Origin of the sequence: Corynebacterium limaceinasi, from assembly GCF_046717465.1 — a bacterium.
Classification (GTDB): Bacteria; Actinomycetota; Actinomycetes; order Mycobacteriales; family Mycobacteriaceae; genus Corynebacterium.
Genome location: NZ_CP177100.1, coordinates 2,039,196 through 2,062,941, shown reverse-complemented (window position 1 = coordinate 2,062,941; position 23,746 = coordinate 2,039,196). Strand labels below are relative to the sequence as shown.

The following is a 23,746-nucleotide window of genomic DNA, read 5'->3' as shown; positions in this document are numbered from 1 at the left end:
TACTGATCACAAAAAGGCACCCGCCAAGATTGGCGGGTGCCTTTTATTCACGGACTAGGCTGCGGGGGCTAATTATGCCTCGCGGATGTCCTCGAAAAGAACGGTGGAAACGTAGCGCTCACCAAAGTCCGGCAGGACAACGACGATGGTCTTGCCCTCGAACTCGGGGCGCTCAGCCAGCTTCAGTGCGGCCGAGAGGTTTGCACCGGCGGAAATACCAACAAGCAGGCCCTCCTCGGTAGCAAGGGCGCGGGAGAGCTTGATGGACTCCTCGAGGGAGGCGGTCAGAACCTCATCCAGCTGCTCGCGGTCGAGCACGTCCGGTACGAAGTTGGCGCCCAGGCCCTGGATCTTGTGCGGACCAGCCTGGCCTTCAGACAGCACAGGGGAGTCAGCCGGCTCAACAGCAGCGAGGTGGACGTCTGGGTTCTTGGACTTCAGGTAGCGGCCTGCACCGGTGACGGTGCCGCCGGTGCCGACGCCTGCGACGAAGGCATCGACATTGCCCTCGGCGTCTTCCCAGATCTCCGGGCCGGTGGTGTCCTCGTGGATCTTGGGGTTGGCCTCGTTAGCGAACTGGGAAGCCAAGATGGCGTTGTCGCGCTCGGCGACGATTTCGTTGGCCTTATCAACCGCACCCTGCATACCGGCAGCGCCCGGCGTCAAGATGATTTCTGCACCGTAAGCGCGAAGCAGGACCTTGCGCTCATTGGACATGGTCTCTGGCATGGTGAGGACAACGTCGTAGCCCAAGGTGGCGCCGGCCAGAGCCAAGGCAATACCGGTATTACCGGAGGTGGCCTCAACGATGGTGCCGCCTGGCTTCAGGTCGCCGGACTCCTCGGCGGCCTTGATGATGGCCAGACCGATGCGGTCCTTAACGGAGTTACCAGGGTTAAAGGACTCCACCTTGGCCAGCACGGTGGCACCCTTGCCCTCTGCCAAGCGGTTAATGCGGATGAGGGGGGTACCGCCGATGGTCTCTAGGACATTGTTGTAAATAGCCATTTATTAGGACTCCTTTGGGAATCATATTCGTGGTCAAATCAGGTACAAGCGTAAGGATACACTATTTAAGTAGACAGAGTGGTATATTTATTACAGACAACCTATTCGGGCATGAAATGTGGGATTCGCAGCCGCGGAGGCAAAGGGACGATTTCGAATTACCCCCACTTGCTGTCTATAATTCCACGTAGTTACCCGCTGGTCCCCAAGTTTTCGGGGATATCGGGTGCACCTACTTGGTTACCCCCGACGAGGAAAGAGTCTCATGGAGTCGCATCGCCTCAAAGATGATGAAGAATCCGTACGCGCGGCACTGTCGTCTCTCAAAACCGCCACCGGAATCCCAGTGACGATGTACGCAACATTATTGGCGGATAATCGCCTACAAATTACCCAGTGGGTGGGCCTGCGTACACCGGCGCTGCAGAATCTGCTTATCGATGCCGGCGTGGGCGTCGGCGGGCGCGTCATCACCACCCGCCGCGCGGTGGGCGTTTCGGACTACACGCGTGCCACCACCATTTCCCACGAGAACGACAGCGTAATCCAAGACGAAGGCCTGCACTCGATTGTTGCGGTACCGGTTACCGTGCAGCGTGAAATCCGCGGAGTGCTTTACGTTGGCGTGCACTCCCCAGTGCGCTTGGGGGATAAGGTCATCGAGGAAGTTACGATGACGGCGCGGACCCTGGAGCAAGACCTCGCGGTCAATTCCGCGATGCGCCGCGCCGATGGTGGAAAGGGGGGCGCCTCCCGCGGCCATGCCATGAACGGTGCGGAATGGGAACAGGTTCGTTCCACCCACTCCAAGCTGCGCATGCTGGCCAACCGCGTCGAGGACGAGGAGTTGCGCAAGGAACTTGAGGCACTCTGCGATCAGATGGTCTCCCCCGTGCGCGTGAAGCAATCGACCAAGCTTTCCGCCCGCGAACTCGACGTCCTCTCTTGCGTGGCACTCGGCCACACCAACGTGGAAGCGGCGGAAGAAATGGGCATCGGCGCCGAAACCGTCAAATCCTACCTGCGCTCTGTAATGCGCAAGTTGGGGGCGCACACTCGCTATGAAGCCGTCAATGCCGCCCGCCGGATCGGCGCGTTGCCCTGATAACCGGTAGCGTAGAAAGCTGTGAAAGATCAGTTTATTGTTTCCGGCGGTGCCCGCCTTGCAGGCACCGTCAAAGTAGATGGCGCCAAAAACAGCGTCCTTAAGCTCATGGCCGCCGCATTGCTGGCGGAGGGGACGACGACGCTGACCAATTGCCCAGAGATTCTGGACGTACCTTTGATGAAGAAGGTGCTCGAGGGCTTGGGCTGTGAGGTGACAATTGATGGCAGTACCGTCCGCATCACCACCCCCGCGACGCCGCAATCGAACGCGGACTTTGATGCGGTCCGCCAATTTAGGGCATCGGTATGCGTCCTAGGCCCACTGACCTCGCGCTGCGGGCATGCGAAGGTTGCGTTGCCCGGCGGTGATGCGATTGGCTCGCGCCCGCTCGATATGCACCAGACCGGCCTAGAAAAACTCGGCGCCACCACCCGCATTGAACACGGCGCTGTGGTTGCTGAGGCCTCCGAGCTTCGCGGTTCCACAATCCGTTTGGACTTTCCGTCCGTTGGCGCGACCGAAAACATCTTGACCGCCGCCGTCTTGGCCGAAGGCACCACCGTCCTCCACAATGCCGCCCGCGAGCCCGAGATTGTGGACCTGTGCGAGATGATGAAATCCATGGGCGCCAATATCGAAGGCGCAGGTACCTCCGAGGTCACCATCCACGGCGTGGACCGGCTTAACCCCACGGAGCACGAGGTCATCGGTGACCGCATCGTGGCCGGCACTTGGGCTTATGCCGCCGCCATGACGCAAGGCGATATCACCGTCGGCGGCATTGCCCCGCGCCACCTGCACCTTCCGCTGGAAAAGCTGAAGTCCGCCGGTGCGGATATTGAAACCTATGAAAACGGCTTCCGCGTGCGCATGGAAAAGCGCCCCACCGCGGTGGATTACCAGACGTTGCCTTTCCCAGGCTTTCCGACGGACCTCCAACCCATGGCCATCGGCATTTCCGCCATCGCCGAAGGAACCACCGTGATCACGGAGAACGTCTTTGAATCCCGGTTCCGCTTCGTTGACGAGATGCTGCGCCTGGGTGCCGATGCCCAAGTTGATGGCCATCACGTGGTGGTGCGAGGTAAGGAGCATCTTTCCTCTACGCATGTATGGAGTTCCGATATCCGCGCCGGCGCTGGCCTGGTTCTTTCTGCACTGTGTGCCGACGAAGCCACGACCGTTCACGATGTCTTCCATATCGACCGCGGCTATCCCCACTTTGTGGAGAACCTTTCGCGGCTTGGAGCCACCATCGAAAGGACGCAGGAAGAAGAAATCTTCTAATTAACCTCTCCCCAGTACGCATTTTCACGGTGTGTACTGGGGATTTGTGTGTTTTCTGGAGTGGGGTGTAACTTTATCGAAGTCGCCGAGAGGTAGCCGGTTGGTTACTTTTGAGTGACTTTTTGTACTGACTTGGTTCGAGGATTTGACTTGGTTCAGGTTGTTGGGTAGGTTAGTACGAGCCGCCGATGAGAGGTTAACGTTTGGTTAATTTTCTTGTGGTGTGTGGATGTTGTTTGAGAACTCAATAGTGTGCCAATGTACTTATTTTTTATTTTTGTGTGCATGGTTGTGTGTTGATTGGTCTGTTGGCCAGCAAGCTTAAAGTAGGTTTGTTGGTTGGTGTGTGCCGGTAAGGTGTTGGAATACGCATCTTTTTGAATACTGTTTAGTGTTTCGGCTGCATTGATGGATTGGTTGGCATGTGATTGTGTTCAACTTTTTGTCTCCCTTTTTTGTGCCCCGTCGGGTTGGGGAGGCAGTTTATTTTTTCTTGTAGTAATTTTTGGACGCCAGCATGAGCCTTTATTGGTTTGTGGTGGTTTGTTCTTTTGGTTAGGTTTGGGCTTTTCACGGCCTTTTCAGGATTTTGTTGTTCTGAAATTTTTCTTTTTGTGGAGAGTTTGATCCTGGCTCAGGACGAACGCTGGCGGCGTGCTTAACACATGCAAGTCGAACGGAAAGGCCCTGCTTGCAGGGTACTCGAGTGGCGAACGGGTGAGTAACACGTGGGTGATCTGCCCTGCACTTCGGGATAAGCTTGGGAAACTGGGTCTAATACCGGATAGGACCGCACTTTAGTGTGTGTGGTGGAAAGTTTTTTCGGTGTAGGATGAGCTCGCGGCCTATCAGCTTGTTGGTGGGGTAATGGCCTACCAAGGCGGCGACGGGTAGCCGGCCTGAGAGGGTGTACGGCCACATTGGGACTGAGATACGGCCCAGACTCCTACGGGAGGCAGCAGTGGGGAATATTGCACAATGGGCGCAAGCCTGATGCAGCGACGCCGCGTGGGGGATGAAGGCCTTCGGGTTGTAAACTCCTTTCGCTAGGGACGAAGCTTTGTGTGACGGTACCTAGATAAGAAGCACCGGCTAACTACGTGCCAGCAGCCGCGGTAATACGTAGGGTGCGAGCGTTGTCCGGAATTACTGGGCGTAAAGGGCTCGTAGGTGGTTTGTCGCGTCGTCTGTGAAATTCTGGGGCTTAACTCCGGGCGTGCAGGCGATACGGGCATAACTTGAGTACTGTAGGGGTAACTGGAATTCCTGGTGTAGCGGTGAAATGCGCAGATATCAGGAGGAACACCGATGGCGAAGGCAGGTTACTGGGCAGTTACTGACGCTGAGGAGCGAAAGCATGGGTAGCGAACAGGATTAGATACCCTGGTAGTCCATGCCGTAAACGGTGGGCGCTAGGTGTGAGGGTCTTTCTACGACTTTCGTGCCGTAGCTAACGCATTAAGCGCCCCGCCTGGGGAGTACGGCCGCAAGGCTAAAACTCAAAGGAATTGACGGGGGCCCGCACAAGCGGCGGAGCATGTGGATTAATTCGATGCAACGCGAAGAACCTTACCTGGGCTTGACATACATCAGATCGCTGCAGAGATGTAGTTTCCCTTTGTGGTTGGTGTACAGGTGGTGCATGGTTGTCGTCAGCTCGTGTCGTGAGATGTTGGGTTAAGTCCCGCAACGAGCGCAACCCTTGTCTTATGTTGCCAGCATTTGGTTGGGGACTCATGAGAGACTGCCGGGGTTAACTCGGAGGAAGGTGGGGATGACGTCAAATCATCATGCCCCTTATGTCCAGGGCTTCACACATGCTACAATGGTCGGTACAATGCGCTGCGACACTGTGAGGTGGAGCGAATCGCTGAAAGCCGGTCTTAGTTCGGATTGGGGTCTGCAACTCGACCCCATGAAGTCGGAGTCGCTAGTAATCGCAGATCAGCAATGCTGCGGTGAATACGTTCCCGGGCCTTGTACACACCGCCCGTCACGTCATGAAAGTTGGTAACACCCGAAGCCGGTGGCCTAAACGTGTTAGGGAGCCGTCGAAGGTGGGATCGGCGATTGGGACGAAGTCGTAACAAGGTACCCGTACCGGAAGGTGCGGGTGGATCACCTCCTTTCTAAGGAGCTTTTAATAGGCTGCAGTTGCAGCCAATGGCCCATAGTTGTGGGTTGCCTACACAGTTTGTGTGGGTTGGTGGTTGAGTAGGCGAGTGTTCTGCTGCCACCGATTGTTTGGAAATTCCGGGTAGGAGACACACCTTAATCGACAGTATCAAGTGTTTGAATGGTGCTTTGTGGCATGCGTAAAAGTGTCCATGCATACAAAATATAATGTTGTGGATAAGTTGTTGGTGCATTGTTGGGTGTCTGGGGCATTATCCCCTTAGTGTGTGCCTGACTGGTTGATGGATGCCATCTGTTGTGGTGGTGTGTGTTGCTGGTTTGGGGTGTTGTGTGAGAACTGTATAGTGGACGCGAGCATCTGCATGATGCCATCGGCTGTTTGTGGTTGGTGGTGTTTTGTGTGTGTGATGTGATTTTTCTTTTTTGTTTATTTTGTCAAGTTCACTTGTTGCTACCGCATGTGGCTGCATGGCTTTTTGTTGGTTGTGTGGTTTGTGTGTGGTGGTTGGTGTGTTCGTTATTGAGGGCGCATGGTGGATGCCTTGGCATGCTGAGCCGATGAAGGACGTGTAAGGCTGCGTTAAGCCTCGGGGAGTTGTCAATAAAGCGTTGATCCGAGGATGTCCGAATGGGGAAACCTGGCCCTGGTTATGTGGGGTTACCCTTCAGTGAATTCATAGCTGTTGTGGGGGTTACGCGGGGAAGTGAAACATCTCAGTACCCGTAGGAGGAGAAAATAATAATGATTCTGCTAGTAGTGGCGAACGAACGTGGATGAGGCTAAACCGTGTGCATGTGATACCTGGTAGGGGTTGTGTGTGCGGTGTTGTGGGGCCTAGCTTTGTGTCATCTACCAGTGGCACGCCCTTTTTCGCATTGTTGTTAGGTGAAGTGGTTTGGAATGATCTACCGGAGTAGGTGAGAGTCCTGTAGCTGAAGATGATGATGTGGGGGTTGTTGGGTTCCCGAGTAGCAACGGGCTCGTGGAATCTGTTGTGAATCTGCCGGGACCACCCGGTAAGCCTAAATACTCAGTGTGACCGATAGTGGATAGTACCGTGAGGGAATGGTGAAAAGTACCCCGGGAGGGGAGTGAAATAGTTCCTGAAACCATGTGCTTACAATCCGTCAGAGCACCTTGTGTGTGTGATGGCGTGCCTTTTGAAGAATGAGCCTGCGAGTCAGCGGCATGTCGCGAGGTTAACCCGTGTGGGGTAGTCGTAGGGAAACCGAATCCTAATGGGGTGGTTAGTGGCATGTCCTGGACCCGAAGCGGGGTGATCTACCCATGGCCAGTGTGAAGCAGCTGTAAGAGGTTGTGGAGGCGCGAACCCACGTAGGTTGAAAACTGCGGGGATGAGCTGTGGGTAGGGGTGAAAGGCCAATCAAACTCCGTGATAGCTGGTTCTCCCCGAAATGCATTTAGGTGCAGCGTCGTATTAGCTTGGTGGAGGTAGAGCGACTGGTTGGTTGAGCGGGACTACAATCTTAGCAATGTCAGCCAAACTCCGAATGCCATCAATTGTGTTGTGCGGCAGTGAGACTGTGGGGGATAAGCTTCATAGTCGAGAGGGAAACAGCCCAGAGCGCCGGTTAAGGCCCCTAAGGGTGTACTAAGTGGAAAAGGATGTGGGATCGCGAAGACAGCCAGGAGGTTGGCTTAGAAGCAGCCATCCTTGAAAGAGTGCGTAATAGCTCACTGGTCGAGTGGTTCTGCGCCGACAATGTAGTGGGGCTCAAGTACACCGCCGAAGCCGCGGCAAGCAACAGTTTTTGTTGTTTGGGTAGGGGAGCGTCGTGCATGGGTGGAAGCGTTACCGTGAGGAGGCGTGGACTGTGTGCGAGTGAGAATGCAGGCATGAGTAACGAATTGTAAGGTGAGAATCCTTACCGCCGGATGACTAAGGGTTCCTGGGTCAAGTTCGTCTTCCCAGGGTGAGTCGGGACCTAAGGCGAGGCCGACAGGCGTAGTCGATGGATAACCAGTTGATATTCTGGTACCCGTACATGTGCGCCCATGATGAAGCACTGATACTAACCACTGCGGATACGCTACCTAGCATTCTTTGAGTGTTGGTGGTGTTGATGTCGTGGGGCCTGATGTGTGGTTCAAGTGATGGGGTGACGCAGTGAGGTAGCCGCGCCACTTAGTGGATTGGTGGTGTAAGCGTGTAGGCCGTGTGGTAGGTAAATCCGCCGCACATGTGGTTGAGGCGTGATGCGTAGACCCTAAAGGGGTTGATGGTGGTGATCCTGTACTGTCGAGAAAAGCCTCTAGCGAGTGTGTGTATGGCCCGTACCCTAAACCGACACAGGTGGTCAGGTTGAAGATACTAAGGCGTTCGGGTGAACTGTGGTTAAGGAATTCGGCAAAATGCCCCCGTAACTTCGGGAGAAGGGGGGCCCTGTGACGTGAAGGCACTAGCTGCTGGAGTGTTGTGGGGTCGCAGAGAATAGAGGGAAGCGACTGTTTATCAAAAACACAGGTCCATGCGAAGACGTTAAGTTGATGTATATGGACTGACGCCTGCCCGGTGCTGGAAGGTTAAGAGGACCGGTTAGTAACCTTTGTGGTTGCGAAGCTGAGAATTTAAGCCCCAGTAAACGGCGGTGGTAACTATAACCATCCTAAGGTAGCGAAATTCCTTGTCGGGTAAGTTCCGACCTGCACGAATGGCGTAACGACTTCTCTGCTGTCTCGACCACAGGCCCGGTGAAATTGCATTACGAGTAAAGATGCTCGTTACGCGCGGCAGGACGAAAAGACCCCGGGACCTTCACTATAGCTTGGTATTGGTGTTTGGTTCGGTTTGTGTAGGATAGGTGGGAGACTGTGAAATCATCACGCTAGTGGTGGTGGAGTCGTTGTTGAAATACCACTCTGATCGGATTGAGCATCTAACCTTGGCCCATGATCTGGGTTGGGGACAGTGCCTGGTGGGTAGTTTAACTGGGGCGGTTGCCTCCCAAAATGTAACGGAGGCGCCCAAAGGTTCCCTCAGCCTGGTTGGCAATCAGGTGGTGAGTGTAAGTGCACAAGGGAGCTTGACTGTGAGACAGACATGTCGAGCAGGGACGAAAGTCGGGACTAGTGATCCGGCACCTACTTGTGGATGTGGTGTCGCTCAACGGATAAAAGGTACCCCGGGGATAACAGGCTGATCTTCCCCAAGAGTCCATATCGACGGGATGGTTTGGCACCTCGATGTCGGCTCGTCGCATCCTGGGGCTGGAGTAGGTCCCAAGGGTTGGGCTGTTCGCCCATTAAAGCGGCACGCGAGCTGGGTTCAGAACGTCGTGAGACAGTTCGGTCTCTATCCGCCGCGCGCGTTGAAACTTGAAGAAGGCTGTCCCTAGTACGAGAGGACCGGGACGGACGTACCTCTAGTGTGCCAGTTATCCCGCCAGGGGTATCGCTGGTTGGCTACGTACGGAAGGGATAACCGCTGAAAGCATCTAAGCGGGAAGCCTGTTTTAAGATGAGGTTTCTTTTGAGGTCCCCTAAAGACTATGGGGTAGATAGGCCAGACTTGGAAGCACTGTAAGGTGTGAAGGCTACTGGTACTAATTGACCAAAACAAACACACCACAACAACCCAAACAATGTTTGGATATGTTGGGTGGACTTGTGAAGCGAGTAAACAAATAAATGAACACATTATTGTGTGTCGCGTCCACTATGCAGTATCTGACACAACACCACACGCAGTGGTGGGTAGTGTTCTTTTAGGTTTGTCGGTGGTTTATAGCTACAGGGAAACGCCCGGTCCCATTCCGAACCCGGAAGCTAAGCCTGTACGCGCTGATGGTACTGCAACCGGGAGGTTGTGGGAGAGTAAGTCACCGCCGACACCAAACAACAAAAACAATAATAAAATAGTGTTTATACGGTAGTCCCCGAAAGACCACCACCCCGAATAATTGTGGGTGGTTGGTGTTTCGGGGACTACTTGTCGTTTCACCCCTGCTTGTATTTGCGACGTGTACTCTGTCGAGCAGGGGGAATGTGTGGTGGGGTGTCGTGGTTTTACCCCCTAGTGTCAGGTGTGGTGGGTAGGGTGAATCCCTGTTAGACGAAAACACATTCGACATTTATGAGGGTGTAGTACACCCCGGGGGATACGACCACGATGACAAGTAGCACACCACCACCCACCACGACAGACCACGCGCACGTAGGCGGGCCGGTGCATGACACCACGGCGGGAGATACCCGTCTACCCAGCGCTACTTGCGCGGCAGGCGAATCCGAGCGCGCCGATGGTATAGCTGATGCACGCATGATCACTGCCGCTGACGGCGACGAGGCACCTGATACCGACACTGATGCTGAGGCAGGAGAACCGGTAGTCTTTTATGCCACCAACACACCCGGCAACCCTATTGCCGCAGCTGGAGCACACGCCCGAAAAAACTCCTGGTTTTTCTACCAATCACTTTTGCCAGACCTCGACGACGACGTGGACTTGACACTGACCAGCCTGGCTAAAGACCTAGGCCTAACCTATAGCACCCTGTCGGGGATTATCAGGGCACACTTCCGCATGCAAGAACTACCGCTAGTGGCAGCCACGAATTCTGAGCAGTGGATCCTGGATACACCACGCCTGAGGGTTATCGACAGGGAAATAGAACGTATAGGCGACAACCACGACCACATAGGCCTAGTCGATGCCGCCCTAGCAGACTTCCTCACCCCGACAGCACCGTGCCAGCATGTACCCACAGTGGCAGAAATCCGCCGGTTTATCCGCGACTTCATCGACACCCACAATCTCACAGACGAAGACACCGACGAGGTCGAGCCCACCCTTAACGTGTCAGTGCATAACAACCGCGCCACTATCAGTCTGACGTGTGATAAAGCTACGGCCGCTATTATCGCCCGCCACATCGATTCCCAAGCCGACAATAATCAGTGTGGTGCCGGTGAGGCGCTTATCCAACTCATCCTGGATGACACGCATACGGGCCTGACCCCCGGAAAGTAGACACGACGCGGGTTAGCTATGCTGCTTGGGTCAGTGTAGCTGATGTGAGTGCTTCGAAGTCATCGGGGGCTAGAAGGTTGCACCAGGAATGCCGTCTGCGGGTGTTGTAGCGCATGCACCATCGAAAGACTTCCTGCCGGCAGATAATGGGATTATCAAAGACTTTCCGATCACGCAGAACTTCACGCTTTAAGGTGGCGTTAAATGACTCTGCCAGGGCATTATTGAAGCGTCCTGGGTTTAGTTCCTACCTCAGCTAAGGAAGGATTGAACTATGCCTAGAAAGTATTCCGTCGAGTTCAAGGAGAAGGCGGTCCATCAGATCATCGAAATGGTCCGCCTGGAGTCTTGCTCACTGCAACGCGCCTACACGGAGGTCGGTGAGCTGCTTGGAGTATCTCACCACACGTTGCGGGCTTGGTACCGTGACAGCGCTTCAGTACGTGATGACTCGGACGCTTCAGGCGGCGAAACAATGGAAGAAGAGCTCAAGCGTCTGCGCCGAGAAAACCGCGAACTGAAACGAGCAAACGGGATTCTTAAGACTGCTTCGGCTTTTTTCGCAGCGGAACTCGACCGACCCACGACCAAATGATCTCTTACATCGACGCGTATAAAGATCAGTTTGGGGCCCGGGTCCATCTGCAGAGTCCTTAAACAAGCAGATCGTGGATTCATCACCTCACGCGGCTACCGCAAAGCCACCACACGTGTTCCCAGCGCAAGAGCCTTAAGCGATAGCCTGCTCATCCCAGAGATACAGCGTGTGCATGCGGAAAACTTCTCGGTCTACGGCATCCGCAAAATGTGGCACGCCATGAACCGTGAAGGCTTTCATATCGGCCGCGACAAGACCGCACGTCTGATGAAACTCGCAGGTGTTTCCGGCCGCCGACGTGGACGAACCCCTGTGACAACGATTAGCCCGAAGGCACCGGATCATCGCCCAGACCTTGTACAGCGAGACTTCCGTGCGCAGGCGCCAGGCAGGTTGTGGGTTGCCGACATTACCTACGTTCGCACCCTGTCAGGATTCGCCTACACCGCATTTGTCGTGGATGTATTCAGCCGAAAAATTGTTGGTGTCGCTACACGATCGACAATGCGCACCGACGCGCTGCCGATGGAGGCTTTGGAGCATGCGTTAACGACTGCAGGGCGAATTCATGGAAACCAGTTAATTCACCATAGCGATCGGGGCAGCCAGTATGTGTCGTGGAAGTATTCCACTGCGCTAGCTGAGTCAGGAATCCGCCCGAGTGTGGGAACAGTCGGCGATTCTTACGACAATGCGCTAGCCGAAACAGTCAACGGTCTCTACAAGGCTGAACTGATTCATGTCCAAGGCCCGTGGACGTCGGTCGGAGAAGTCGAACTGGCCACCTTGCGGTGGGTGCATTGGTGGAACACCAAGCGGCTTCATGAAGCTTTGGACTACGCCACCCCACAGGAAGTAGAAACCGAGTACTATCTCACCCAGCCCATCAACACAGGGCCGTAAAAGAAGCGGAACTAAACCCAGGACGCTTCATGCGAAAGACACCACAGATCCACGCGCGGATTTAATGCTAGGCATTTTAGGTTCGTTTGCGGAGTTTGAGCGGGCCATTATCCGCGAACGCCAAGCAGAGGGGATTGCGCTGGCGAAAAAGGCAGGAAAGTACAAAGGCCGCAAGCCTGCTCTTAGCCCGCAGCAAGTAGCGGAGATTAAGCAGCGCACAATGGCAGGGGAGTCGAAAGCAGCCTTGGCACGGGAATTCGGAGTCACTCGCCCTACTGTGTATCGGGCGTTGAAGAACGCATAGATGCGGCGATGGGGGGGGCGGGTGAATATACGCCCCACGGCGCTTGCCACATGGCAGGACATTTACGGTTCCAGGCACGCCTACAGGTAGCCTTACGCACATTTCCCCTCGTGGGCGGCTTTTACAAGGGCTGGCGAAGGCACGCCCCCAGGTCTCGCTAGCGTGTGGTTTTACCTGCACTTTCTCCGCCTGGGCAACGTTCACCGAATAAAGAGAAAGGGCGCCCCCACCTTGAAGAATCGGAGCTGTCGACGCCGACGATAATCGGAGCTGGACCGGTGAGAAATGTCAAGTCAGGTTCCTTCCTAAAAGGTCATGTGGTGGGCGGACGAGGTATCAGCTTGGGCGGAGACTGCAGGATGTGGTTCCCTATCAGAGGTGGACGAGTTCGATGCCTGCAAGTGCGATGCCTGTGACGAGAATGGTTGAGGCTGCGGCCAGGATGAAGGGTCGGGCTCCGACCCGGATGAGGTTGCGGATCTTCACCCCACATCCCAGTCCAAACATTGCGGCGGACAACAAAGCCGTTTGCGCGAGGCTTCCTGCGTGGATGAGGCCCTCGGGCAGGTCCAGTGTGGAACGGAGCACGATCATGACCAGGAAGCCAATGATGAACAGTGGGACGATCGCAGGACGCTTTTCATCGGGTTTGACGTTTCCTGACCGGCGTTGGCGAATGCTCAAAATCGCGACGATCGGGGCGAGCAGCAGGACGCGGGCGAGTTTGACGATGACGGCGACAGCCAGCGCCCCGCCGCCGATTATTCCTCCGGCGGCGACAACCTGAGCGATCTCGTGGATGGAGCCACCGGCCCACATGCCGTTGAGTTCAGGCTCCATGCCCAGCAGCTGGCCGAGCAAGGGAATCGCCGGAATCATGAGTGTGCCGAAGATGACCACCAAGGCCACGGCGGTGACCACGTCCTCTTCGTCTGAGTCGGTGACCCCTTCGACTCCGGCCACAGCGGCGGCGCCGCAAATAGAGAAACCACATGCTATGAGCAGAACCTGGGCGGAACGCATCTTCATCAGCCGCCCGATCAGGATGGTTCCGAAAATGCCTCCGGCCACGATGCACACGATGACCACGAGCATGGGCGCACCGAGGGAGACAATGTCTGAGAGCACCAGTTGCAGGCCCAGGAAGACGATTCCCAATCGGAGCAGCTTCTTGGAAGCCAGCGTCAGTCCCGGTGCCGTGGACTCGGGTAGGCGAACCACGTTGGTCAGGGCGATGCCGAGCACGATCGCGACGATCAGTGGGCTGACACCGGGAAGGAAGACGTTAACGGTCATCGCGATTGCCACAGCGACCGCACACAAAAGCAACCCGGGGGAATATTTTTTCAGTGCGTAGGAGCCGCGGCGGGCTGTTATGGGATCTGTCTGTTGTATTTGCGTTGACATACTTCCATACTTCACTGATCCCCGTCAGCCCGCTAGACGGCAATTTCGCATCATGGTATATGCTTTTGATATGAGCGAAGCTTGGCCGAACCTTCAAGTACTGGAACTCTTCGTTGCCGTGGTGGACGAAGGCAGCGTGGGGGCAGGCGCACGGAAAGTGGGGATGGCGCAGCCCAACGCAAGCCGAGCCATCGCGGAGCTGGAGACGGGGATGAAAACGGCTTTGCTTGAGCGCAGCCCCCGCGGTTCGGAACCGACGGCACTGGGGTTGTTGCTGGCTGTTCAAGCCCGTGAACTACTTGATGCCGGGCAACGCTTCAACGATTGGTCACGGTCTAGCCGCAGCAACGAAACGTTGGAACTTCGTGTGGGGGCCAGCATGACCATCGCAGAAACCCTGCTACCGGTCTGGCTGACAGAGTTGAAACGTCGATTGCCGCCGGTCCGCATCGAGGTGCAGGTGCTGAATTCGGCGCAGGTTCTCCAAGAAGTGCAAAGGGGCATTCTTCAACTGGGTTTCGTTGAGACCCCGAACGTTCCCATGCGGTTGAATGCCCGGGTCGTCCAAGAGGATGAGTTGCTGGTAGTTGTCGCTCCCAACCATGAATGGGCGAACCGTACGAGCAGGATCGGTTTGCAAGAGCTGGCGGAAACCCCCTTGGTTGTCAGGGAGCCTGGCTCAGGTACCCGCGAGGCGCTGCAAGAGGTGTTGGCTGGGGCCGTCACTGTCGAGCCGATGCAGGTGCTTGCCAGCAACGCCGCGGTGCGCGTTGCTGTTGCTTCCGGGGCGGGTCCTGCTGTCCTGAGCGAACTCGCCCTTCGTAGCCAGCTCGAGAGCGGGGACCTGTTGCGCGTTCCCTTTGAGGGTCAAGGGATCAGCCGCCCCCTGACGGCCGTCTGGTCAGGACCTCGACGATTGACAGGAGTCGCGGCCGAACTGGTCGCTGTGGCCGCTGCCAAACCGTAGCCGGTGGCAGCAAGTCCCGTCTTCGAAGAAGTCATCAGCATCCGTACAAGATGCTCCCCCTGTAGTCCCGAGCCCCAAGCAGTGCCCGTGCCTTGGGCGGTCTGACATGCCAACCCTTCCGGCTCAACATCGTCCGCCTCTTACCCGCAAGCCATGAATTAAATACGGGGTAGAGAGTTGTAAATAACCCGGACCGGCTGAGAATTCGGCAAGGCAGCACCTTCTTGAATCCGCATGGTTCCTCGGCCATGTGCTTTACTCTCGTCTGAGCGCGAGTTTGCCTCGAGCCCTCCGGGTCTGTACTTTCGCCAGGGCAGCCAGGGCATCTGCAAACGGATAAACCTGCTCAAGCTCCAAATGAATCTCCCCTGCGGCGATCTGCTCCATGAGTTGCACCAAATCATCGAGAACGTCCATTTGATAGGGGACCCCGTTATGTGTATGCCACGTTCGGAGATGTGTGCATCTCCGGAGATCGACACCAATGTTCCACCGTCCTTCACGACGGGCAAACTTTCCGCCGAGGTGCCCGGTTGCACCGCCAAGACAGCGTCGACGCCATTGGGCATCCACTCCAGGATCTGCTCGCGCCAATGGGGGTTGCCGTAGTCAACTACCTTGTGCGCGCCGAGCGAAAGCATGTAGTCGTGATTGGGTTTCGACGCGGATGCGGCAACGTGCCATCCGCGTTGGCGTGCAAGTTGGATGGCGACCGTGCCGATCGCCCCCGAGCCACCAGCAATGAAGAGCGACCCGTCAACGGGCGCTGAACTGCAGGTTTGGCTTCCAAACGAAAAGGACGCCCCACCCGCCAAAAAATTGAACTGGCCCCCAAATCAGCCCATGGGATGATGGGACACTGCGACCAGGCGGGTTACTATGTAGAAAGGTAATTTCCCATTTACAAGGAGAACACGCTTTATGACTGATGCCGCGGCGCGCGCCGTTGACTTGTTTAAGCAATACGGAAGCGATGATACGGCGGTTATCGCCCTTGATCACGTTTCCATTGAGTTTGGAAAGAACCAATTCACGGCCATTATGGGCCCTTCGGGCTCGGGCAAGTCCACGTTGATGCACACGATGGCAGGGTTGGACTCTGCTAGCTCTGGTTCGGCGTTTATCGGTGATACCGATATGTCGCACCTCAATGACAAGGAAATTACGGCGTTGCGTCGTGACCGCTTAGGATTTATTTTCCAGTCCTTCAACTTGGTCCCTACCTTGACGGCTGCGGAAAACATCACGCTGCCGACTGATATCGCGGGCAAGGACGTCGACAAGCAATGGTTTGAAGAAGTCACCCGTCGCCTGGGGCTGGCGGAGCGTTTGGAGCACCGCCCGGCTGAGCTGTCTGGTGGTCAGCAGCAGCGTGTCGCCTGTGCTCGCGCCTTAGTGTCGCGGCCGGAGATTATTTTTGGCGATGAGCCTACGGGTAACTTGGATTCCAATTCTTCGGCCGAGGTATTGGATATTCTGCGCACTGCGGTGGACCAGGATAACCAGACTGTGGTCATTGTGACGCACGATGCTAAGGCGGCGTCGTACGCCGATCGTGTTGTTTTCCTTGCTGATGGCAAGCTCGTTAATGAACTGCAGGATCCAACGATGGAGGCCATTCACAATGTAATGGCAGAGATTGAGGGTTAAATGGCACGCGGAAACGCAATGCGCAGGGTATCCGTGCGCAATATTTTGGCGCATAAATTGCGCCTTGGCCTGACAATTTTGGCGGTGGTCTTGGGCACCGCCTTTATTGCAGGCTCTTTCATGTTCACTAACTCATTGAAGGCCACTTTTGATTCTGCGGTGGATAACCAGTTCCGCGGGGTAGACGCGGTGGTTAGTGAGAACGATGACAGCGACCAGAAGCTGGATGAAGGGCTGCGCAAGCAGCTGCTTGATGATGACGACGTTAAAAACATCAACGTCGCTGACTCGCAGACTGTGGTTGTAGCCGATGAAAACTCGGAGGCTTTCCAAACCCAAAGCGGTACTGCGAGCCTCGTGCCATACTATCCCGCGGATAAAACGGTCGGTGGCGCGAGCGAACTCACTGAAGGCGATGAGCCAAAGGCCAAAGATGAGGTGACGATCAATTCTTCTGCAGCGGAGAAATACGATATCTCCGTTGGCCAGAAGCTTCTGGTAGTCCATTCGGATAGCCAGGATGAGGTTAAGGTCACGGGCATCGTGGAGCCGCCGGTGGAGCAGGGCGATAGCATCGAGCTGCGCATGGACGAGTCGGATTACCTGGAGCGCTTTGGTGATCCTTCCCAGCTGAAGGTCTCTGCCGCCGATGGCGTGGATGCGAATGCGCTTGTCGATGACCTGAATGACAAATTCGACATCAAAGCAGAGTCCGGCGAACGCCTTGCAGAGCAGACCAGTGAGGCAATGACCGAGGCGTTGAAGTTTGTGAACTACTTCCTCGTTGCCTTTGGTCTAATCGCCTTGTTGGTGGGCACCTTTATTATTGCCAATACCTTCTCCATGATCGTGGCCCAGCGCATTAAGGAGTTCGCGCTCTTGCGTGCATTGGGTGCGTCGCGCCGCCAGATCACCAATTCCGTTGTGGTGGAATCCGTCATCGTGGGCGTGCTGGGGTCCATCGTCGGCGTTGTTGCCGGCGTGGGATTGGTCGCCGTAATCAAGGCGGTGATGGGCGCCAACGGTATGGACATTGGCGGCGGTCTGGGACTGAGCGTTTCCGCCGTGGTAGTTCCGATCATTTTGGGCACGATTGTCACCGTGGTCTCTGCGTGGGCCCCGGCGCGGCGCGCGGGTGCCGTGGAGCCGGTCGAAGCGATGCGCACGACGGAATCGGCCTCCGGTTCTTCGCTGAAGGTCCGGACGATTTTCGGTGCGATCCTCATGATCGGCGGCATTATTGCGGCGTTTGCGGGCGTGCTTAGCGATGCCGAAACGAACGTCCGCGCCATCCTCGTCGGCCTCGGCGCCGTCGGGGTGATTATCGGTTTCTTCTTGGCAGGACCGGCGCTCTCTTTGCCGCTAGTACCAACGCTGGGCAAGGCTATTGGAGCGCCTTTCGGGTCCATCGGCAAGCTGGCTGCTACCAACTCGCGGCGTAACCCGCGCCGCACTGCCGCCACGGCCTTTGCCCTGACCTTGGGCGTGGCATTGGTCACGAGCATCGGCATGCTGGGCCAGACGATGAAGGCCTCCATCTCGGATACGGTGGACCAAACTATTACGTCGGACTACATTTTGTCCGGCCCGAGCTCCGGAAACTTCCCGACGCCGAAGGAAACCGGCGAGCGTGCCGCAGAGGCAGACGGTGTGGATAAGGTCATTACCGTTGGCTCGGCCCCGGTTGCCGTGGACGGTCAGGCCTCCTTGGACTTTGGCGCCGGCGGGTTGTTCACCGTGACGGTGGATGCTGACCCCACCTCGATGCTGGCGATGAACATGGTGGAAGGCGATGCCAATATTGAAGGCGGCTTTGCCGCCACGGAAGACTTCGCCAAAGAAAATGGCTGGAAGGTAGGAGAGACCTACGAGGTCACCGGCAGCAAGCCGGGCAAGACTGCGGAAGCCAAACTGGTCGGCACCTTTGAGCCCATCGAGACCATTCAAAATATGGTGGTTTCGCAGGACGTGGCAGAAGAAGTCGCCGCTGACGGAGAATTCTCTGTGCAGATGGTGGGCGTATTAGGTAAAGAAGGCTACGACAAGGAAGAGCTACGCCAGAACCTCGAGGATGCCGTCAAGGATCTCGTGGTGGTGCAGGTCAACACCGGTAAGGAATATGCGGGTCAGGCCGCTGGCTTCATCGACCAGATGCTGGCCATTCTCTACGGTCTTCTCGCACTCGCCGTGATCATTGCCGTGCTGGGCATTGTCAATACCTTGACCTTGGGTGTTATCGAGCGCCGCCAGGAGATTGGCATGTTGCGTGCGGTGGGTACGCAGCGCCGCCAAATCCGCCGGATGATCACGCTGGAGTCGGTGCAGATTTCGCTCTTTGGCGCAATCATGGGCATCCTCATCGGCCTCGGCTTGGGCTGGTCCTTCATCGAGATCCTGAATGACCAAGGCCTTGGCGGTGCCGAGGTTCCGTGGGGCATGCTGGTGATCATGCTGCTGGGATCCGCGGTTGTGGGCGTCATCGCAGCGGTATGGCCATCGCAACGCGCGGCAAAGACGCCGCCGCTGGAGGCGATTGCGGATTAAGGCTTAGGCATCTAGGCCTTGACTGATATTAAGAAGTTTCAGCTCGTCGTCGTAGCACAGGAACCATGGGTGCGCTTCGGGCTGGAACTTCTTTGCCGCCGGATCCAAGTACAGGAAGAAGTGCACGCAGAGAAATCGTAGGGGTCACTGTAGCTAGGAGCGAGCTGGGAATTGTGTACTTAGATTCCGTGATAGATAAGTTCGGCCCACATCACCCCGCGCCAGGCTAGGACCACGCCGATCCCGATGGTCCAAAATAGGTACTTACACAGCGGCCACCAGTGCCGCTGCTTGACCATTTCCCCTAGCTCTTTCGCCATGGTGGACCAGGTGGATAGGCCACCGGCGAGGCCGAGGGCGAAGAGGGGATGGGCGAAGGGGGCATCGGCAAGCTGCGCAAAGCCCACCGCCAGGCCGAAGATCAAGGAACCCAGGATATTGGATGCGAAGGTGCAATACGGCGAGGGCAACAGGCGGGTAAAGCCGTAGCGCGCCGCGCCGCCGAAAAAGCCGCCGATAAGGACGAAGAGCAGGTTCATCGCAGCTTATCCCCAGCAAGGTAGGCGGCGGTGCAGCCCACGAGCGTGGCCGCGACATAGGCCAGGGCGATGCTCCAGTGGGACTCCGCGGTGAAGAAAGCAAAGCTGGCGAAGCTGGTAAACCCACCCAAGAATCCGGTTCCCCAGAAGGGGCCGGGGCGGGTATATCCCATCAGCGCGCTGCCGACGATATTAAGGATGAGGAGCGGGAGCATTCCGCCGCCGAGAGCGATGGTTAAGAGGTAGCGGGCACCGGCGCCGAGTGCGGCACCGGAACCGACGATGAGGGAGTGCGGCATGGGGTACATCATAGTGGGCGAAGTCTCAGGAAAAAGCACAGGGGTTTGTATCCGAAAAGGGGAGGTTAAACGCTAAACTAATCGGCGTGAATAACGCGTTTGATGTGGTGAGCTTTATCGCCCGCTTTGGCATGGCCGTGGTGTGGATCATCGCCGGTGTAGAAAAGATGGCGCACCCGCTGGATACCATGCAATCCATCAAGGCCTATGAGATTTTCACGCCGGAATGGTCTGGGTATCTGGCCCAGCTCATTGGGCCGCTGGAGCTAGTGGGTGGAATGCTGCTCTTGCTGGGGATTTTCCTTCGCGAGTCTTCCAAGGTAGCGGCCGTGGTCATGGTGCTTTTCATGGTCGGCATCCTGCAGGCATGGCTGCGTGGGCTGGATATCGATTGCGGGTGCTTTGGTGCTGGTGACGCTACTGCGGAGCCGGGCATGAACTATGGGCTGACGCTGCTTCGCGATGCCGCCTTCCTCGCCCTTACCGCATGGATCATCAAACGCCCGTTCACGAAATTTGCGCTCCACCCGTAGCGGTGGGCACAGTAGGTTGCAAGAGTCCGAAAGTATCAACAGGCAAGGTTTAAATGAGCAAAGTAAGTGACCCGAATGCCAAGTCTGGCAATGGTTTCATCTGGGGCGTCGGCGTCCTACTCGTCATTATCGCCGTGGTCATTGGCTACATCGTGTGGAATGGCAAGCAGGCCAATGAAATCGAGGTGCAAGACGTCAACATGTCCATGGACTATAAGGACAACGCGATTACCCTGAAGTCCGATGCGGCCGATGACGATACTCCAGAGGTTGACCTGTACGAAGACTTCTCCTGCCCCCACTGCGCGGACCTGGCGAAAAGCACCGATGAGGAGATGAAGCAGGCAATTGAGGATGGCAAGCTGGTCGTCCACGTGCGCACGCTGAACTTTCTAGACGGCGAGGATGTCGAAAACGAGGACGGTTACTCCACCAAGGCCGTCGCAGCCATGTCAGAGCTGGCTAAGTCTGGCGACGTAAAGACCTACTGGAATTTGCGCGACTACATGATGAAGAACCAGCAGAGCATCGCCACTAAGTGGGATATGGAGGACATCGCTGACCAAGCCAAGGAACTCGGCGCCGAGGATGACGTGGTTGATTCCATCAAGAACGTGGATATCAAGCAGGGCAATAAGGTGGCCAAGGCCAACTACGATAAGCTGAATAAGGCAACCGGCTCGGTTTCCTCGCCGCGCATTGTCCAGGATGGCAAGGATATTCCGGACCGTGAATCCGGCGAGTCCTTGAATGACTGGGTAGACATCGCCACCAAGTAGCAGGCGATTTGGTGAGTTAAATACTTGCCATGTATATTCATACGAGTTGCGGCCCACAGGGTTGCACCTCGTATATGGGGCTATGGCGCAGCTGGTAGCGCACCACACTGGCAGTGTGGGGGTCACGGGTTCGAATCCCGTTAGCTCCACAAATTAAGAGTCTCGAGAGGCTAGATAGCTTCTCGAGACTCTTTTTTCTTACTTCAGCGAGTGGCCGATGAGCTCGCCCAGCGCGTGGGTGCCGTTGGCGTTAAGGTGCAGCGGCAGGTTGCCTGGCGCCGGTGGAAGCGGGTCTACTAGGTTGACCCACCAGCGGTCAGGAGAGCAGTTATCGTGGCCCGTGGATATCGGGTGGGCGTCCAAGAAGGAAGCACCGTTCTGCTCAGCTACCTCGCGCAGGGTGTTTTGCAGGCGCTCTTCGGTAGAAGCAACCCTGCTAGCCGGAATCGGGATGGTGGCAGAGGTCAGGCACGCGGAGTTGTTATTGGAGACCCGCGGGTATCCCACGATGGTTACCTTCGCATTTGGCGCAAAGTGGTGGGCGACATCGATGGCGCTGCGCATGCCGGTGCGCAGGAAGTGCTCGGAAGCCGCGATATTGTCCTTGTGCGGGTAGGTGTCATTGGCGCCGGCATGGATGACAACATTGCGGGTCTCGGGATTGAGATCGCCGTTGCGGGCGGCCGTGCGCAGGGTGTCATCGATGTGCTGGCCGCCGGTGCCGAAGGACGCACCAGCGCACTGGTACTGATCCACATGCGCACCGGATACCCGCGTCATTTCGTTGGCGATGGAGTTATCGGTAATGCAACCGACCTTGGTGTTTGCTTTTATACCGGCGCGGTTTTGCGCGTAATCAAGGAAATTAGGGTTGGCGACGACGCTATCGCCAGTCAGGACCGTATTGCCAGGCACGGCCGCGGTAGCGACGGTGCTACCTCCCACGAGTGCGGCAGTGCAAGCGGCAATCGCGGCAAGTTTACTGAAGTTTTTCATGGTGTACCTCAAGGCTTCCGCAGGGACGGAAGCCACACTGATAGGGGATGATTAAGGCCACGATGATCCTAAAGGTTTTCTGGGACAAGCAAAAATGGAGTAGCGAAAATCGTTATGCTGGCGGGTATGCAGACTTTCTCGAAGCGAGTACGCGATGAAGATCAAGCAGGCGCCGAAGCCGCCGGATTGCGGTGGCTGGCGGAAGCCACGGATGCGGTAGTCACCGTCGTGCGCGCGGACGGGAAGGAAATCGTAACCAAGCGCATTGACGAGGTAGCGCCCACCCCAGAGGCCGCGCGGAAGTTTGGTGCGGAGCTCGCGCGCATGCACCGCGCCGGGGCCGCGGCTTTTGGCAGCGCGCCGGAGGGATGGGAAGGCAAAAACTTCATCGGCACCATTGAACAGGAGTGCACGCCCACCGATGACTGGGGTGAATTTTATACCCAGCAGCGCGTGCTGCCCTTTGCGGAGCCGGCCGGAATCAGCACCGCGCAGCGGGACCTGGTCAAGCGGGCCTGCGATGCCATTGCCGCCCGTAGCTGGGACGTGGCGCCCGCGCGCATCCACGGTGACCTGTGGGCGGGCAACCTGCTTTTCGATGCCCAGGGTGGCATCATGATCGATCCCGCCGCCCACGGCGGGCACCCGCACACTGATTTGGGCATGCTGGCCCTATTCGGCGCGCCCTATATAGAAGAAATCTTCCGCGGCTATGGGGCGCCGAAAGATATTGAAACCTGGATTCCCATGCACCAACTGCACCCGCTGGCCGTGCACGCGCTGACCCACGGCTCGGCGTATAACCGGCCGCTGGAGCGCGCGGCTCTTGCCACGCTGGAGGCGCTGGCCTAGGCGGTTGGCCCTTGCGGCATCTGGCGCTTGTGGATGCCGCGGTGCCACAGGGTCTCGATGCGCTCGCGGGCGGCATCGGGAACCGCCTTGCCCTCTAAGTAGTCATCGATGTGGGCGTAGGTGACGCCGAGCGCCTCTTCATCGGGAAGCTGCGGCTTATCGTCTTCCAAATCCGCGGTAGGGACCTTGGACCAGGTGGACTCTGGCGCGCCCAGGTGCTTGAGCAATGCCGCGCCTTGGCGCTTATTCAGCCCGGCCAGGGGGAGTAGGTCTGCCGCGCCATCGCCCCACTTGGTGTAGAACGCGGTGACGTTTTCGGCGGCGTGATCCGTGCCCACAACGAGCGCGCCCACCTCGCCGGCGATGGCATATTGCGCGGTCATGCGCAAGCGCGCCTTGGCATTGCCGCGGTTGAAATCGTTCAAGGAATCTTGGCCTACCGCACGGGCGACCTCGTGGCTTAGCGCCGCGGTGGCCGGTTGAATATCAACGGTGAGCCGGTGATCGGGCTGGATGAAATCGAGGGCGATTTGGGCATCATCCTCATCCGCCTGCGTGCCGTGGGGCAGGCGCACGGCCCAAAATTCGGCGCCTTCTACCCGCTCTACTGCTAGCTGGGTGAGTTTTCCCGCCAAGGTGGAATCCTGGCCGCCGGAAATGCCTAGCACGTAGCCTTTGGCATGGGTCATTTCCAAGTATTCCACGAGGAAATCCACGCGACGGGCAATTTCCTCTTCTGGATCGATAAAGGGGCGTACATCCAGCTGTTTTATGATGGATTGTTGCAAGTTTTCGGCATCGGGTGACATGACGTTCATCGTAGTCTCCTGACACAATTGCGTGCT

Annotated in this window: 18 protein-coding genes, 1 tRNA gene, 3 rRNA genes and 3 pseudogenes; 15 read left to right on the top strand and 10 right to left on the bottom strand. The window is 56.8% G+C overall.

Annotated elements, in window-relative coordinates; all coding sequences use genetic code 11:
* Window positions 1-72: 72 nt before the first annotated feature.
* Complete coding sequence (gene cysK, locus ACLI1Q_RS10035; protein ID WP_284849492.1) at window positions 73-1,008, bottom strand: cysteine synthase A; 936 nt, start codon at window positions 1,006-1,008, stop codon at window positions 73-75.
* 265 nt (window positions 1,009-1,273) lie between these two features.
* Between cysK and ramA the strand changes: the two genes are divergently transcribed.
* The 6 genes from ramA to ACLI1Q_RS10005 all read left to right on the top strand — a co-directional run bounded on the left by ramA (window position 1,274) and on the right by ACLI1Q_RS10005 (window position 10,530).
* Complete coding sequence (gene ramA / locus ACLI1Q_RS10030) at window positions 1,274-2,113, top strand: acetate metabolism transcriptional regulator RamA (RefSeq protein ID WP_005279642.1); 840 nt, start codon at window positions 1,274-1,276, stop codon at window positions 2,111-2,113.
* 21 nt (window positions 2,114-2,134) lie between these two features.
* Window positions 2,135-3,403: a UDP-N-acetylglucosamine 1-carboxyvinyltransferase gene (gene murA, locus ACLI1Q_RS10025; protein WP_284849491.1), complete on the top strand. Its 1,269-nt coding sequence runs from the start codon at window positions 2,135-2,137 to the stop codon at window positions 3,401-3,403.
* A 611-nt stretch (window positions 3,404-4,014) separates the two neighbouring features.
* Window positions 4,015-5,532: ribosomal RNA gene (locus ACLI1Q_RS10020) — 16S ribosomal RNA — on the top strand.
* 517 nt (window positions 5,533-6,049) lie between these two features.
* Window positions 6,050-9,126 (top strand): 23S ribosomal RNA (locus ACLI1Q_RS10015).
* 147 nt (window positions 9,127-9,273) lie between these two features.
* A 5S ribosomal RNA gene (gene rrf, locus ACLI1Q_RS10010) occupies window positions 9,274-9,391 on the top strand.
* The 16S, 23S and 5S rRNA genes sit together here, the layout of an rRNA operon.
* A 278-nt stretch (window positions 9,392-9,669) precedes the next feature.
* Window positions 9,670-10,530 carry a hypothetical protein gene (locus ACLI1Q_RS10005; RefSeq protein WP_411696979.1) on the top strand — a complete coding sequence of 287 codons (861 nt, stop codon included), beginning with the start codon at window positions 9,670-9,672 and terminating at the stop codon, window positions 10,528-10,530.
* Between the two features lie 16 nt (window positions 10,531-10,546).
* Here ACLI1Q_RS10005 and ACLI1Q_RS10000 read toward each other — a convergent pair.
* Window positions 10,547-10,756: pseudogene (locus tag ACLI1Q_RS10000) on the bottom strand (integrase core domain-containing protein); the annotation flags it as partial.
* Window positions 10,757-10,804: 48 nt separating this feature from the next.
* On the opposite strand from ACLI1Q_RS10000, the pseudogene ACLI1Q_RS09995 reads away from it, so the two are divergent.
* Window positions 10,805-12,031: pseudogene (locus ACLI1Q_RS09995) on the top strand (IS3 family transposase).
* The gene (locus tag ACLI1Q_RS09990; protein WP_255342555.1) at window positions 12,000-12,335 is read left to right on the top strand and encodes a recombinase family protein; all 336 of its coding nucleotides are present in this window, start codon (window positions 12,000-12,002) and stop codon (window positions 12,333-12,335) included. Before ACLI1Q_RS09995 ends, ACLI1Q_RS09990 begins: the two are co-directional and overlap by 32 nt.
* Before the next feature lie 372 nt (window positions 12,336-12,707).
* Here the strand turns inward: ACLI1Q_RS09990 and ACLI1Q_RS09985 are convergent, their stop codons facing one another.
* Complete coding sequence (locus ACLI1Q_RS09985) at window positions 12,708-13,742, bottom strand: YeiH family protein (RefSeq protein ID WP_005277667.1); 1,035 nt, start codon at window positions 13,740-13,742, stop codon at window positions 12,708-12,710.
* Window positions 13,743-13,812: 70 nt separating this feature from the next.
* On the opposite strand from ACLI1Q_RS09985, the gene ACLI1Q_RS09980 reads away from it, so the two are divergent.
* Complete coding sequence (locus ACLI1Q_RS09980; protein ID WP_034654218.1) at window positions 13,813-14,709, top strand: LysR family transcriptional regulator; 897 nt, start codon at window positions 13,813-13,815, stop codon at window positions 14,707-14,709.
* A gap of 255 nt (window positions 14,710-14,964) precedes the next feature.
* Here the strand turns inward: ACLI1Q_RS09980 and ACLI1Q_RS09975 are convergent, their stop codons facing one another.
* Both ACLI1Q_RS09975 and ACLI1Q_RS09970 read right to left on the bottom strand, forming a co-directional pair.
* Window positions 14,965-15,126 (bottom strand): zinc-binding dehydrogenase, encoded by a 162-nt coding sequence (locus ACLI1Q_RS09975; RefSeq protein WP_284849560.1) that lies wholly within the window; start codon window positions 15,124-15,126, stop codon window positions 14,965-14,967.
* 110 nt (window positions 15,127-15,236) lie between these two features.
* Window positions 15,237-15,524: pseudogene (locus ACLI1Q_RS09970) on the bottom strand (zinc-binding dehydrogenase); the annotation flags it as partial.
* 106 nt (window positions 15,525-15,630) lie between these two features.
* On the opposite strand from ACLI1Q_RS09970, the gene ACLI1Q_RS09965 reads away from it, so the two are divergent.
* On the top strand, window positions 15,631-16,359 hold the full coding sequence (locus ACLI1Q_RS09965; RefSeq protein WP_023023749.1) for an ABC transporter ATP-binding protein: 729 nt from the start codon (window positions 15,631-15,633) through the stop codon (window positions 16,357-16,359).
* Window positions 16,360-18,903 (top strand): ABC transporter permease, encoded by a 2,544-nt coding sequence (locus ACLI1Q_RS09960; protein ID WP_284640208.1) that lies wholly within the window; start codon window positions 16,360-16,362, stop codon window positions 18,901-18,903.
* 3 nt (window positions 18,904-18,906) lie between these two features.
* Here ACLI1Q_RS09960 and ACLI1Q_RS09955 read toward each other — a convergent pair whose 3' ends face one another.
* The 3 genes from ACLI1Q_RS09955 to ACLI1Q_RS09945 are packed head-to-tail and all read right to left on the bottom strand — an operon-like array spanning window position 18,907 to window position 19,741.
* Window positions 18,907-19,029, bottom strand: coding sequence for a hypothetical protein (locus ACLI1Q_RS09955; RefSeq protein ID WP_005284578.1), 123 nt, complete (start codon window positions 19,027-19,029; stop codon window positions 18,907-18,909).
* A 53-nt stretch (window positions 19,030-19,082) separates the two neighbouring features.
* Window positions 19,083-19,442, bottom strand: a complete 360-nt coding sequence (locus ACLI1Q_RS09950) for a FluC/FEX family fluoride channel (protein WP_005284575.1) — start codon at window positions 19,440-19,442, stop codon at window positions 19,083-19,085.
* The gene (locus ACLI1Q_RS09945) at window positions 19,439-19,741 is read right to left on the bottom strand and encodes a fluoride efflux transporter family protein (RefSeq protein WP_034654214.1); all 303 of its coding nucleotides are present in this window, start codon (window positions 19,739-19,741) and stop codon (window positions 19,439-19,441) included. The genes ACLI1Q_RS09950 and ACLI1Q_RS09945 overlap by 4 nt, the downstream gene beginning before the upstream one ends.
* Window positions 19,742-19,827: 86 nt before the next feature.
* Between ACLI1Q_RS09945 and ACLI1Q_RS09940 the strand changes: the two genes are divergently transcribed.
* From ACLI1Q_RS09940 to ACLI1Q_RS09930, 3 genes are all read left to right on the top strand, one after another.
* Complete coding sequence (locus tag ACLI1Q_RS09940; protein WP_284849541.1) at window positions 19,828-20,274, top strand: MauE/DoxX family redox-associated membrane protein; 447 nt, start codon at window positions 19,828-19,830, stop codon at window positions 20,272-20,274.
* 53 nt (window positions 20,275-20,327) lie between these two features.
* Window positions 20,328-21,053 (top strand): DsbA family protein, encoded by a 726-nt coding sequence (locus ACLI1Q_RS09935; protein ID WP_284637717.1) that lies wholly within the window; start codon window positions 20,328-20,330, stop codon window positions 21,051-21,053.
* 76 nt (window positions 21,054-21,129) lie between these two features.
* Window positions 21,130-21,202 (top strand) — tRNA-Ala (locus ACLI1Q_RS09930).
* Window positions 21,203-21,251: 49 nt separating this feature from the next.
* On the opposite strand, the gene ACLI1Q_RS09925 is transcribed toward ACLI1Q_RS09930, so the two are convergent.
* Window positions 21,252-22,049, bottom strand: coding sequence for a GDSL-type esterase/lipase family protein (locus tag ACLI1Q_RS09925; RefSeq protein ID WP_023016962.1), 798 nt, complete (start codon window positions 22,047-22,049; stop codon window positions 21,252-21,254).
* A gap of 114 nt (window positions 22,050-22,163) precedes the next feature.
* On the opposite strand from ACLI1Q_RS09925, the gene ACLI1Q_RS09920 reads away from it, so the two are divergent.
* Entirely contained in the window at window positions 22,164-22,901 is a 738-nt protein-coding gene (locus ACLI1Q_RS09920; RefSeq protein WP_023030293.1) for a fructosamine kinase family protein, read from the top strand.
* Here the strand turns inward: ACLI1Q_RS09920 and nadE are convergent.
* Window positions 22,898-23,719: an ammonia-dependent NAD(+) synthetase gene (gene nadE / locus ACLI1Q_RS09915; protein WP_284610631.1), complete on the bottom strand. Its 822-nt coding sequence runs from the start codon at window positions 23,717-23,719 to the stop codon at window positions 22,898-22,900. The two genes, ACLI1Q_RS09920 and nadE, sit on opposite strands and share 4 nt — an antisense overlap.
* Between the last annotated feature and the right edge of the window lie 27 nt (window positions 23,720-23,746).